Raw genomic sequence first — 12807 nt, forward strand, 5'->3', positions numbered from 1 at the left:
CATGCCGGTGCTGGGATCGGCGGCCCGCTTTTGGCATAAGGTTCTGGACCCAGGAGACTGCCCCGCAATGACCCCTTCCCGCGACATTTCCCGCCTGATCGAGATCATGGCCGCGCTGCGCACGCCGGTGACCGGCTGCCCCTGGGACCTCGAGCAGAATTTCGCGACCATCGCGCCCTACACGATCGAGGAAGCCCATGAGGTGGTGGACGCCATCGACCGCGGCGATCTCGACGATCTCAGGGAGGAGCTCGGCGACCTCCTGCTGCAGGTGGTGTTCCACGCCCAGATGGCCTCGGAGCAGAACGCATTTGCGTTCGGCGATGTCGTCGAAGCCATCACCCGCAAGATGATCCGCCGTCACCCCCACGTCTTTGCCGACAAGGACGGCAATCTCGCCGCCTCCCACGTCAAGGAAGTCTGGGACCGCATCAAGTCCGAAGAAAAGGCCGAGCGCGCTGCGCGCCGGCCGCCGGAGGCAACGCCGCCACACAACTCGCTGCTGTCGGGCGTCAAGGCCGGCCAGCCCGCGCTGACGCGCGCGATGGAGCTGCAGCGCAAGGCCTCGACCGTCGGCTTCGACTGGAACGATCCGCGCGCAGTCTTGCAAAAAATCCGCGAGGAAGCCGACGAGATCGAGGCGGCGCTGGATCGCAACGACAAGCAGGAGATCGCGGAAGAAACCGGCGACCTGATGTTCGCCCTCGTCAACCTCGTCCGCCATGTCGACGCCGATCCGGAAGCCGCGCTGCGCGCGACCAACGCGAAGTTCGAGCGGCGCTTTGCGTTCATCGAACGGGCGCTGGAGGCGCAGGGCCGGACATTGGAGCAGGCATCGCTGGCGGAGATGGATGCGCTGTGGAACGAGGCGAAGGGTGACGAGCAGAACGCTCCTGCTGCCCAGAGCAGCAATGGAGCGCGCCGCTAACTCCGCTGTTGTCGCGGCGAAGGCCGGGATCCATTACCCCGACCGTACATGTTGAAGCAGGCTGGAGCCACCAGCGTGCCAATTCCAGCCGTCCGTGGTCATGGGTCCTGGATCTGCGCTTACGCTTGTCCGGGACGACGTGGGGAGAGATCACGCCACGCGCGGCACGGCGTCGAACCTGTTCACCACGATATCCCGCTTGGTCTCGTCCACCCGCACGGTCATGTCGAAGCGGCCGTCGTGCAGCTCTTTCGCCAGCACTTCGGAATTGCGGTGCAGCCAGGAGATGCCGGCGCCGTCGGCGGCGTCGATGGAGAGGTCGAGCGTGGTGCGCGTGGCCGCCAGCCGTTCCTCGATCGTGGCGAGCAGTGCGTCGATCCCCTCGCCGGATACAGCCGAGACCAGCATCGCCGGATGATCCTCGGGCCTGCGCGCTGCGATGTTGAGCAGCTCTTCGCGTTGCTCGGCATCGTAACGGTCGATCTTGTTCCAGACCTCGATGATGCGACCGGAATCGTCGGGATTGATACCGAGCTGGCGCAGCACCGCATCGACGTCGCTCTGCTGCGCCTCGGCATCCTCATGCGAGATGTCGCGCACATGCAGGATGACGTCGGCCTCCAGCACCTCTTCCAGCGTGGCGCGGAAGGCGGCGACGAGCTGGGTCGGCAAATTGGAGATGAAGCCGACGGTGTCCGACAGCATCGCCTTGCCGCCATGCGGCAGCGTCAGCGCGCGCAAGGTGGGATCGAGGGTTGCAAACAGCATGTCGGCGGCCTGCACGTCGGCACGGGTCAGGCGGTTGAACAGCGTCGACTTGCCGGCATTGGTGTAACCGACCAGCGCGACGACGCGATACGGCACGCGCTGACGGCCGGCGCGATGCAGCCGCCGCGTCGCCTGCACCTTCTTCAGCTCGCCCTCGAGCTTGGAGATGCGCTCCTGGATCAGGCGGCGGTCGGCCTCGATCTGCGTCTCGCCGGGACCGCCCATGAAGCCGAAACCGCCGCGCTGGCGCTCGAGATGGGTCCACGATCGCACCAGGCGCGAGCGCTGGTAATTGAGATGCGCAAGCTCGACCTGGAGCGAGCCCTCCTTGGTCTTGGCGCGGCGGCCGAAGATTTCCAGAATGAGCCCGGTGCGGTCGAGCACCTTGGCGTGCAGCTCCTTCTCGAGATTACGCTGCTGGATCGGCGCCAGCGCGCAATCCATCACCACGAGCTCGGCGTCGAGGCTCTTGGCCAGCGCGGCGATCTCCTCGACCTTGCCCTTGCCGATATAGGTCGCGGGTCGGATCTGGCTGATCGGCGCGATGATGGCGTCGGCAACGACGAGATCAATGGCGCGCGCGAGGCCGGCGGCTTCGTCGAGCCGGGCCTCGGCGTCGCGCTGGATGTGACTCTCCGATTGCGCGTCGGCACCGCCTGCGCGCACTCGCAAATAGGGGCCGATGACAAGCACCCGCCCCGTCTGCTTAGCCCCTGCCGACCGCGGACGGTCGGCATCCCCGTCGAAATTCCGGGGTTCCAATCAGATCACTCTCAAGCCGGCTGATCCTCGCCGCCTTCGAACAGCTGGATCGGAGCGCCCGGCATGATGGTCGAGATCGCATGCTTGTAGACGAGCTGCGAATGACCGTCGCGCCGAAGCAGCAAACAGAAATTGTCGAACCAGGTCACGATGCCCTGGAGCTTCACTCCGTTGACCAGAAAGATCGTCAGTGGCGTTTTGGTTTTGCGAACGTGATTGAGGAAAGTGTCCTGCAGGTTTTGTGCGCGGTCTGCCGCCATTGTTTTTTTCTCGCTTTGAGTTTCTTTTTATTGCGCCGGTCGTGACCCTGTTTTCAAAAAAGAGGCCTTCTTCCGGTTGCCGTCCCTCATGAGATCCCCCTCGGAGGAACGGCAGATCAATTAGAGGACAGGTCGGCTTGTTAGGCAAGCCGCTTGACGCGGCAGGGCCTGCTCGATTGCCCCGAAAAACTACGGAAATCGATGATTTTTCTCGCTTATCCCTGCGGTCTGACCGGGGCGCCGGGGCCTCAGCCGACGCCCAGCGCCTTCAACTTCCGATGCAGCGCCGAACGTTCCATGCCAACAAACTCGGCCGTGCGAGAAATATTTCCTGAAAAACGGCTGATCTGAGCAATCAAATAGTCGCGCTCGAACACTTCGCGAGCCTCGCGCAGCGGTAGGCCCATGATGTGCTCGCCATTGTTGCTGGTCGGCATCGCCGGCACCATCGAGCCGACATCCTGCGGCAGCATATCGGCGGTGATAATCACCTCCGGTCCGCCCGCGGCCAGAATCATGACTCTCTCAACGTTGTTGCGGAGCTGGCGCACATTGCCCGGCCAGACATGCGATTGCAGCACCGCCATCGCGTCCTGCCCGATCTGCCGCTTGGGCAGGCCGCTGCCGGCCGAGATCTGCTCCATGAAATAGTCGATCAGCTCCGGAATGTCCTCGCGCCGCTCCGAGAGCGCGGGCACGCGGATCGGCACCACCGAAAGCCGATGATAGAGATCCTCGCGGAAACGGCCGACCGCGATCTCCTCCTCGAGGTTGCGCGCGGTCGAGGAGATGATTCGGACGTCGACCTGAACCTTGCCGGTGCCGCCGACGCGCTGGAACGACTGCTCGACCAGCACGCGCAGGATCTTGTTCTGGGTCTCGCGCGGCATGTCCGCAATCTCGTCGATGAACAGCGTGCCGCCATGGGCTTCCTCGAGTGCACCCGCCTTGCGCGGCTGCTCGCCGTTGGACTGCTCGACGCCGAACAGCTCGTGCTCCATCCGCTCCGGCGTGATCGCGGCGGCATTGATGACGACGAAGGGGCCGTCGGCGCGGCCCGAGGCCGTGTGCAGCGTACGGGCGGCCAATTCCTTGCCCGCGCCGGCGGGGCCGACGATCAGGATGCGGCTGTTGGCCTTGGCCGCGCGCTCGATGGTCTGGCGCAGCTGGTTCACGCTCGGGGAACGGCCGACGAGCTGGCTGGCGCTCGGCGCGAGCTGCTTCAGCTCCTTGACCTCGCGCTTGAGCCGCGAGTTTTCCAGCGCGCGGGTGGCGACCAGGATCAGCCGGTCCGCCTTGAACGGCTTCTCGATGAAGTCATAGGCTCCGCGCTTGATCGCGGCGACCGCGGTCTCGATGTTGCCGTGGCCGGAGATCATCACGACAGGCAGATCGGCATTGTCCTTCTTGACCTGCTCGAGCAGCTGCAAGCCGTCGAGCTTGGAGCCCTGCAGCCAGATGTCGAGGAACACCAGATGCGGCCGGCGATTGGCGATTTCGGCCAAGGCCGAGTCGCTGTCGCGTGCGGTTCGGGTGACGAAACCCTCGTCCTCGAGGATGCCCGCAACGAGATCCCGAATATCGGCCTCATCATCGACAATCAGAATTTCACTTGCCATGGGGTCGCGCCTATCTTGTCAGATGCCTGATGAGGCTTCGATTTTCGTTGAATCATTGGTCTTTTCAGCGGGCTCTTTGGTTTCGCCCGCCGGCTCTTTTGTTTCCTGCGCCTGCTCGGCTCCCTCGGCCTTCTTGGCCTCGCCGGAGATCGCAAAGCGCATCCGCATCCAGGCGCCGCGCTGGCCTTCGCGGAAGTCGGAGGCGTCCTTCAGCTCGATGCGGCCGCCATGGTCTTCCAGCACGCGGCCGACGATGGCGAGGCCAAGGCCGGTGCCCTTGGCGCGCGTCGTCACATAGGGCTCGAGCAGCCGCGAACGCGCGACCTTGGGCAGGCCGATGCCGTTGTCGACGACGTCGATCAGCACGTCCTCGTCCTCGCGCGACACCACGACGTCGATACGGCCTTTGCCGAGCTCCTCCGCCGGGACCTGCTCGATCGCCTCGGTGGCGTTCTTGATGATGTTGGTGACCGCCTGCGAGATCAGCCGCCGGTCGAACTGGGCGCGCAGCGGATCGTCCCTGAACTCGGCCTCAATCTCGATCTCGGGATGGGCAACCTTCATCAGGAACACCGCCTGCCGCACGGTGTCGGCGACGTCCTCGCCTTCCATCACGGACTTCGGCATCCGCGCAAAGCGCGAGAACTCGTCGACCATGCGCCTGATATCGTCGACCTGGCGCACGATGGTGTCGGTGCACTGCTCGAAGATCTGCTTGTCCTTGGCCTCGGTAATGTCCTTGCCGAATTTGCGGCGGATGCGCTCGGCGGAGAGCTGGATCGGCGTCAGCGGGTTCTTGATCTCGTGGGCGATGCGGCGCGCGACATCGCCCCAGGCCGAGGTGCGCTGCGCCGACACCAGCTCGGTGATGTCGTCGAGCGTGATGATGTAGCTGTCGTGCGGCTGGTTCTTCTCGGCGCTGACGCGCACTGAAAGATTTCGCTCGGTGCCGTCGCGCGTGATCGTGATCTGGCCCTGCACCAGGCGCTGGGTCCCTTCCCGCGACGTCTTCATCATCTCGTCGAGCTCGGGCAGCACGTCGGAGAGCGGATGACCGAGCGTCTCGGCCTCGGAATGCCCGATCAGCTTCTCGGCGGAGCGGTTGAGGATGCCGACGCTGCCCGAGGTGTCGACGCCGATGATGCCGGCGCTTGCAGAGGACAGCACCGCCTCGATGAAGCGGCGGCGGCTGTCGATGAGGTCGCTGGCGTTGACGAGCTCGTCGCGCTGGCTGCGCAATTCCTGCGTCATCTTGTTGAAGGTCTCGCCGAGCTGGGCGAGATCGCCTTCCGATTGATGCACGGGCACCTTCACATGGAGGTCGCCGGTCGAGACGGTGTGGGCCGCGTTCATCAGCCGCCGGATCGGCGCCACCAACGAGTTGGCGAAGTTCAGGCCGATCAGCACAGAGGCCATCAGGATGGTCAGCGCGATCACCGCAAACATCAGCGCAAACGCCACCTGAATGCCGAGCCGGCGCGACTCGATCTGGGCGTATTCGGCGACGCTGATCTCGGTCTGCTTGAGCTGACTGACGACCTTCGGATCGAGTGGCCGTGCCACGTACAGGAAGGTGTCGCTGAAGGCGCGCAGGCGGATCACTGCCGCGACGTAGCTCGCATCTGGCAACACCGCGATCTCGGGCTCGGATTCGTTGACGTTGCTGAGGAAGTCCGGCGCCGGGGGCGAATAGGCCAGTCGCATGCCGGTGTCAGCGGACTCCAGGATATTGGTGTTCTTGTCGATGATCATCGCGCCCGGCAGGTTGCGGGAGCCGGCGCTGGCGGTCAGCAGCTCGCGGAACGACCGGCGATCCTGGTCGTAGAGTGGCCTTGCATGGGCGATGTCATTGGCCATGCCGATGATGTCGCCGCGGATCAATTGCGCATGGTCCTGCATGTAGGCCCGTGCGATATCCAGCGAGTTCTGGATGACTTCCTTGGTCGGCCCCGAGAACAGCCGGTCGAGACCGCGTTCGAGCGTGACGTTGGCGACGACGGAAACAAGCACCGCCGGCAGCACCGCGACGATCGAGAACAGGCTGACGATCTGGACATGCAGGCGCGCCGCCGCCCTGCCCCGCCGCCGCGCCAGGATCAGCTGCCAGAGCTCGCGCACGATGATGCCGACCAGCAGCAGGATCGTGCCCGCATTGATCAGGTAGAACGAGCGGACCACCTCCGGCGTCGGATCGATCCTGGTGAGGCCGGTGAGGACCAGGAAGGTCAGGAGGCCCGACAACAGCGCCAGCGCCACCGCAAACGGCACCAGCCAGCGCCGCACCGACCAACGCCGGGGCTCTTCCGCTGGGGCCGTGTCAAAGGATGCGGCCGAGGTGTCTGCGCTGGTCATTCCGGCAATGGGGTGCTGAAAACGGGTCCGCGATGGGCGGGTACTGATGTATTCGTACCACATTGTTGCCGAATTGTGACAATTCCACGGCGTCCGCGCCGCTACGGACGAGCGCATCCACAGGGGTGGCGGCCGGAACAGAATCAGGCCATCCCGGCTTGACCCGGCATGGACAGGATTTTTCTCGTGATCACGGTGACGGCGATGCTGCTGCTGATCGTGGCCACTGACCTCTTGGTCAATGGCCCCAGCAGGCAGGACCAGACGGCGGAGATGCCAATACGCAGCCGGTCGTGGCGCGCCTGGTCAGATCCGGCGGAACATTTCAGCCCGATGATGCGGACAGGCTCAGCTCACCTTTGGCAGGGGGAGCTGAGCCGCCGTTCCGAAATTAGCCCCCGCTCCGATACACCTGGATATCGAGATCCCGGATCTTCTTCCGCAGCGTGTTGCGGTTGAGGCCGAGCAGATCGGCGGCGCGGATCTGGTTGCCGCGGGTGGCGGCCAGCGCGGCAGTGAGCAGCGGCACCTCGATCTCCTTGAGGATGCGGTGATAGAGGCCCGGCGGCGGCACGCCGTTCGGGAAGCCCTGGAAGTGCGACGAGAGATAGGCCTCCACCGCACCGCCAAGATTGTCGACGCCCTGCTGGACCGCAGCACCTGGGCTGACCGAGGGCGGCGCGAGCTCGCCGTCGATGACGGAGGCCGTGATCACGTCCTGCGGATAGAGCGCAGCGAGGCGCCGGGCGAGGTTTTCGAGCTCGCGCACGTTGCCGGGCCAGCGATGCTGCTTCAGCCGCTCCAGCGCCAGCGAATCGAGCTTCTTCGGCGGCAGGCCGTCCTTCTCGGCCAGCGCGAAGAAGTGACGGATCAGATCGGGCAGGTCCTCGATACGTTCGCGCAAGGGCGGCAGCCGCAGCGGCACGACGTTGAGGCGGAAGAAAAGATCCTCGCGGAACAGACCCTGCTGGATCAGGACGCGCAGATCCTTGTTGGAGGCCGCGACGATGCGCACGTCCGTCTTGATCGGCGTACGGCCGCCGACCGTGGTGTATTCGCCCTGCTGCAGCACGCGCAGCAGGCGGGTCTGCGCCTCCATCGGCATGTCGCCGATTTCGTCGAGGAACAGCGTGCCGCCCTCGGCCTGCTCGAAGCGGCCCGACGCTCTGGTGTTGGCGCCGGTGAAGGCGCCGCGCTCATGGCCGAACAATTCGGACTCGATGAGGTCGCGCGGGATAGCCGCCATGTTGACCGCAACGAACGGGCCGTTGCGGCGCTTGCCGTAATCGTGCAGCGCGCGCGCCACCAGCTCCTTGCCGGTGCCGGACTCGCCCGTGATCATCACGGTGAGGTCGGTCTGCATGAGCCGCGCGAGCACGCGGTAGATTTCCTGCATCGCCGGCGAGCGGCCGACCAGCGGGATCGCCTCCATCTCGGCGTCGTCGTCAGGCGTCGCGACCCGCTCCTTCGGCTCGGCTAGTGCACGGCCGACGATGGCGATCAGCTCCTTCAGGTCGAAGGGCTTTGGCAGATATTCATAGGCGCCGCGCTCGGAGGCGCGAATCGCCGTCATGAAGGTGTTTTGCGCGCTCATGACGATGACCGGCAAATTTGGCCGCATCTTCTTGATCCGTGGCAGCAGGTCGAAGGCGTTTTCGTCCGGCATCACCACGTCGGTGATGACGAGATCGCCCTCTCCCTGGCTGACCCAGCGCCACAGCGTCGCGGCATTGCCGGTCAGCCTGACTTCATACCCGGCCCGGGAAAGCGCCTGGTTGAGAACCGTGCGGATGGCGGTGTCGTCATCAGCTACGAGAATGCTACCTGCGGGCATCGTTAATCCTCATTTTGCCCCCTGTGATGCAGACGACGACTTCCCGGCAGAGCCGTCGCGACTGCTGTGATCGGGATGTTTCACCGATGTGGAATACATCGGCATCAGCACGCGAAAGGTGGTCTTGCGCGGCTGAGACTCGCATTCGATGATGCCCCCGTGATCGCCAATGATCTTGGCGACCAGCGCGAGACCGAGGCCAGAGCCGGTCTGCTTGGTGGTCACGAAGGGATCGAACAGATTGGGCAGAAGATCGTCCGGCACGCCTGGTCCATTATCCCTCACGCAGAATTCAAGCGGCAGGGATACCCGGGATTTTTGACCGGGGACCGACAGGCGCACGCCGGGCCGGAACGCGGTGGTGAGCTGGATCTCGGCGTCGGGGACGTCGATCAGCGCTTCGGCGGCATTTTTCACCAGATTGAGGAACACCTGGATCAGCTGGTCCTGGTTGGCCAGCACCGGCGGTAGCGACGGATCGTAATCCTCGATGAAGCGGATGTTGCGAGCAAAGCCCGACTGCGCCAGCCGCTTCACGTGGTCGAGCACCGAATGGATGTTGACGGGGCCGCGCACCACGGGCCGCTCGTCGCCAAATACCTCCATGCGGTCGACCAGCGTCACGATGCGGTCGGCTTCGTCGCAAATCAGGCGGGTCAGCATGCGGTCTTCGGACGAGGCCTGCTGCTCCAGCAGCTGTGCCGCGCCGCGGATGCCGGAGAGCGGGTTCTTGATCTCGTGTGCCAGCATGGCGGCCAGCGCAATCACCGAACGGGCGGCGCTGCGATGGGTGAGCTGCCGGTCCATCTTGTCGGCGATGGAGCGCTCCTGAAGCATCACCACGATGTGGCCGGGCCGTTCGGTGAGCGGCGCGACATGCAGATCGACCTGGCGGTCGCCGCCCATGCGCGGTGTGCCAAGATCGACCTTGTATTCATTGACCGGCGAGTTCGACGAGCGCACCTGGTCGATCAGCGCCAGCAAGGGACTGCCGAACGGCACCAGCTCTTTCAGCGACTGCCGCTTCAAGAACTGCGTCGAGATATCGAAGAACGCTTCGGTCGCAATATTGGCTGCGACGATCTTGCCGTCCGGTCCGATCATCAGCACGGGATTGGGCAAGGCATCCAGGATCGCGTCGCTCTCGGACAGAAGCGGCCGGCGATGGTCAGCAGCTGAGCTCATGCAGCGGCGCTCCATGCGAAATCGTCGAAGGCATCCTGAAGTGAGCGGTGGACGAGGCCCGGATCCTCAGACGTGAGGATGTTCCGGCGCCAGGCCTTCAGCGTCTCGACCGGCGCGCCGCTCGCACCGGCCGCGACATCAAGCGCCCAGCCGAGATGTTTTCGCGCGTGCTTCAGGCCCACGCGCAGGCCATAGAGCGCGCAGACGCCCTCATAGAGCGTGCGGACATAATGCAGCTGCGTTGCGAGCGACGGCGTGGCTTCCGCCGCTCCGCCGTTCAGGCGCCGGCCGATCTCGCCGGGCAGCCAGGGCTGGCCCTGTGCGCCGCGGCCGATCATCACGGCATCGGCGCCGGAAGCTTCGAGCGCCGCGAGCGCCTTCTCGAACGTGGTGATGTCGCCGTTGACGACGAGCGGAATGGAAATGGCGTCTCGCACCGCGCGGATCGCATCCCAATCGGCCTCGCCCTTGTAGAACTGGCAGCGGGTGCGGCCATGCACGGTGACGAGCTTGATGCCGGCGGCCTCCGCGCGACGCGCGAGGTCCGGCGCGTTGCGGGTGCGGTCGTCCCAGCCGAGCCGCATCTTCAGTGTCACTGGAACCTTCACAGCGGCAATCGTGGCCTCGATCAGGCTGACGGCATGATCGAGGTCGCGCATCAGGGCCGAGCCTGACTGGCCGCCGGTGACGTGGCGGGCGGGACAGCCCATGTTGATGTCGATGATGTCGGCGCCCTCGGCCTCGGCGATCCGGGCGCCTTCCGCCATCCAATGCGCCTCGCAGCCGGCGAGCTGGACCACATGCGGCCCGATCCCGGCCGCTTCGCAGCGCAACCGCGACATGCGGTGACCGTTAGCGAGCTCATCGCTGGCCGTCATTTCGGAGATGACCAGACCCGCCCCAAGCTCGGCGGCCAGCCGGCGGACGGGTGAATCCGTCACTCCCGACATCGGTGCCAGGAAGACCGGGGTAGCGATTTCAATATCGCCTATTTTCAACGGCTTAGAGCCTGATCTTGCCGGGCCGGTCACAGCGGTCTCATTGAGTGGACAGGGGCCTCATCGCGCCTGCCATGGCCTATCTTGCGCACAATTCTTGTGCAGTCAAGCGCCATGCCTACAGTTTAGACAGTTCTGCAAATCTTTCAAGTGCAGTGCAGCAAAATGCTGAATCCCACAATCCGGGGAAACCCCCTTTTTTTGCGGGCCTGCCGTGCTAGAGGCATGCCGGCAATCACCCCATGCGCGGCGCCTCTCCTTAAACAGTCGAATATTTGAGTCCTATGGCGAAATCACAGCGCACCGCAGTCGTTCTTGTCGCGGCCGGTCGTGGCCTGCGCGCAGGCGCGGGCGGCCCGAAGCAATATCGTGAGATCGGCGGCGTGCCCGTGATCTACCGCGCCATGGAAGCCTTCAGCACCCACGCCGACGTGTTCGCCGTGCAACCGGTGGTGAACCCCGACGACAGCGCCATGTTCACGGCAACGGTCGCAGGGCTGCAGCACGAGGCGCCGACCAATGGTGGCGCGACGCGTCAGGCCTCGGTGCTCGCCGGTCTCGAAGCGCTCGCCAGGCACAAGCCCGACATCGTCCTGATCCACGACGCCGCGCGTCCCTTCGTCTCGGCCGGCGTGATCTCGCGGGCGATCGAAGCGGCAAGCCGGACGGGCGCGGCGATCCCCGTCGTTCCCGTCACCGACACCATCAAGATCACCAGCGCGGACGGCAATGTCGAGGACACACCCGATCGGGCAAGTCTACGAATCGCGCAGACGCCGCAATCCTTTCGTTTCGACGTCATCCTCGAGGCGCATCGTCGCGCGGCAAAGGACGGACGAGGCGATTTCACCGATGATGCCGCGATCGCCGAATGGGCGGGATTGACGGTTGCGACCTTTGAAGGCGATGTTGCCAACATGAAGCTCACCACTCCCGAGGATTTCGTGCGCGAGGAAGCGCGCCTGGCCAGCCTGCTCGGCGACATCAGGACCGGCACGGGCTATGACGTGCACGCCTTCGGCGACGGCGACCATCTCATGCTCTGCGGCGTGCGCGTGCCGCACACCAAGGGTTTCCTCGCCCATTCCGACGGCGATGTTGGCCTGCATGCGCTGGTCGATGCGATCCTCGGTGCATTGGCCGACGGCGACATCGGCTCGCACTTCCCGCCGAGCGATGCCAAGTGGAAGGGCGCCTCCTCCGACCGGTTTCTGAAATACGCCATCGAGCGCGTCACGGCGCGCGGCGGCCGCGTCGCCAATCTCGAAGTCACCATGATCTGCGAGCGGCCGAAGATCGGTCCCTTACGCGACACCATGCGCGCGCGCATCGCCGAGATCTCCGGCGTCGACATCTCCCGCGTCGCGGTGAAGGCGACGACCAGCGAGCGGCTCGGCTTCACCGGCCGCGAGGAAGGCATCGCGGCCACCGCGAGCGCCACCATTCGCCTGCCGTTTAACGAGAAGATCTGGAGCGTCTAGGCCATGGGCGGCAGCGACGCACGCGCCCTCTCCCGCTCGCTGCTCGATTTGTGCCGGATGCGCAAGCTGACGATCGCGACCGCCGAGTCCTGCACCGGCGGTCTTGTTGCCGGCGCCCTGACCGACATCCCCGGCTCGTCTGACGTCATCGATCGCGGCTTCGTCACCTATTCCAACGACGCCAAGCGCGCGATGCTCGGGGTCGAGGCCAGCACGCTCGCCAATTTCGGTGCCGTCAGCAAGGAGACCGCGACCGCGATGGCGGTCGGCGCGCTGGAGCGTGCTGGCGTCGATCTTGCGGTGGCCATCACCGGCACTGCCGGCCCCGGGGGGGCCACGCCCGGCAAGCCGGTCGGCCTCGTCCATTTTGCCGCTGCTGCGCGCGACGGCCGCATCATCCATCGCGAGCAGCGTTTTGGCGCGATCGGCCGCACCGCCGTGCGCCAGCGCTCCGTGGTCGAGGCGCTGCGCATGCTGATGGAACTCGCCCGCGGCCCGCAGGCCGCGGCCAAGCCGCGCCGCACCGCCGCCGCAACGAGACTGCGTCCCCGCGTCACCCGCTCGCCACGCCGGCATGTGGTGAAGCGCCGGCCACCGCGGTCGCCGCGGGGCTGATGCAC

Annotated in this window: 10 protein-coding genes; 3 read left to right on the forward strand and 7 right to left on the reverse strand. The window is 65.3% G+C overall.

Going from position 1 to position 12807, the window contains the following annotated elements:
- Positions 1-67: 67 nt before the first annotated feature.
- Complete coding sequence (mazG, locus tag FXB38_RS18010; RefSeq protein WP_148752253.1) at positions 68-928, forward strand: nucleoside triphosphate pyrophosphohydrolase; 861 nt, start codon at positions 68-70, stop codon at positions 926-928.
- 150 nt (positions 929-1078) lie between these two features.
- On the opposite strand, the gene hflX is transcribed toward mazG, so the two are convergent.
- From hflX to dusB, 7 genes are all read right to left on the reverse strand, one after another.
- Complete coding sequence (gene hflX / locus FXB38_RS18015) at positions 1079-2458, reverse strand: GTPase HflX (protein ID WP_187434958.1); 1380 nt, start codon at positions 2456-2458, stop codon at positions 1079-1081.
- An 11-nt stretch (positions 2459-2469) separates the two neighbouring features.
- Complete coding sequence (gene hfq / locus FXB38_RS18020) at positions 2470-2718, reverse strand: RNA chaperone Hfq (protein WP_007591126.1); 249 nt, start codon at positions 2716-2718, stop codon at positions 2470-2472.
- Positions 2719-2966: 248 nt separating this feature from the next.
- Complete coding sequence (ntrX, locus tag FXB38_RS18025; RefSeq protein WP_148752256.1) at positions 2967-4337, reverse strand: nitrogen assimilation response regulator NtrX; 1371 nt, start codon at positions 4335-4337, stop codon at positions 2967-2969.
- 18 nt (positions 4338-4355) lie between these two features.
- The gene (locus FXB38_RS18030) at positions 4356-6689 is read right to left on the reverse strand and encodes a sensor histidine kinase NtrY-like (protein ID WP_187434959.1); all 2334 of its coding nucleotides are present in this window, start codon (positions 6687-6689) and stop codon (positions 4356-4358) included.
- 391 nt (positions 6690-7080) lie between these two features.
- Complete coding sequence (gene ntrC / locus FXB38_RS18035; RefSeq protein WP_148752259.1) at positions 7081-8523, reverse strand: nitrogen regulation protein NR(I); 1443 nt, start codon at positions 8521-8523, stop codon at positions 7081-7083.
- Positions 8524-8532: 9 nt separating this feature from the next.
- Positions 8533-9708: a two-component system sensor histidine kinase NtrB gene (locus FXB38_RS18040; RefSeq protein WP_148752261.1), complete on the reverse strand. Its 1176-nt coding sequence runs from the start codon at positions 9706-9708 to the stop codon at positions 8533-8535.
- On the reverse strand, positions 9705-10706 hold the full coding sequence (dusB, locus tag FXB38_RS18045; RefSeq protein ID WP_148752263.1) for a tRNA dihydrouridine synthase DusB: 1002 nt from the start codon (positions 10704-10706) through the stop codon (positions 9705-9707). The genes FXB38_RS18040 and dusB overlap by 4 nt, the downstream gene beginning before the upstream one ends.
- 284 nt (positions 10707-10990) lie before the next feature.
- On the opposite strand from dusB, the gene FXB38_RS18050 reads away from it, so the two are divergent.
- Positions 10991-12187 (forward strand): bifunctional 2-C-methyl-D-erythritol 4-phosphate cytidylyltransferase/2-C-methyl-D-erythritol 2,4-cyclodiphosphate synthase, encoded by a 1197-nt coding sequence (locus FXB38_RS18050; protein ID WP_148752265.1) that lies wholly within the window; start codon positions 10991-10993, stop codon positions 12185-12187.
- Positions 12188-12190: 3 nt separating this feature from the next.
- Complete coding sequence (locus FXB38_RS18055; protein ID WP_148752266.1) at positions 12191-12802, forward strand: CinA family protein; 612 nt, start codon at positions 12191-12193, stop codon at positions 12800-12802.
- Positions 12803-12807: the final 5 nt, after the last annotated feature.

It is taken from the genome of Bradyrhizobium cytisi, assembly GCF_008123515.1.
GTDB lineage: Bacteria > Pseudomonadota > Alphaproteobacteria > Rhizobiales > Xanthobacteraceae > Bradyrhizobium > Bradyrhizobium cytisi.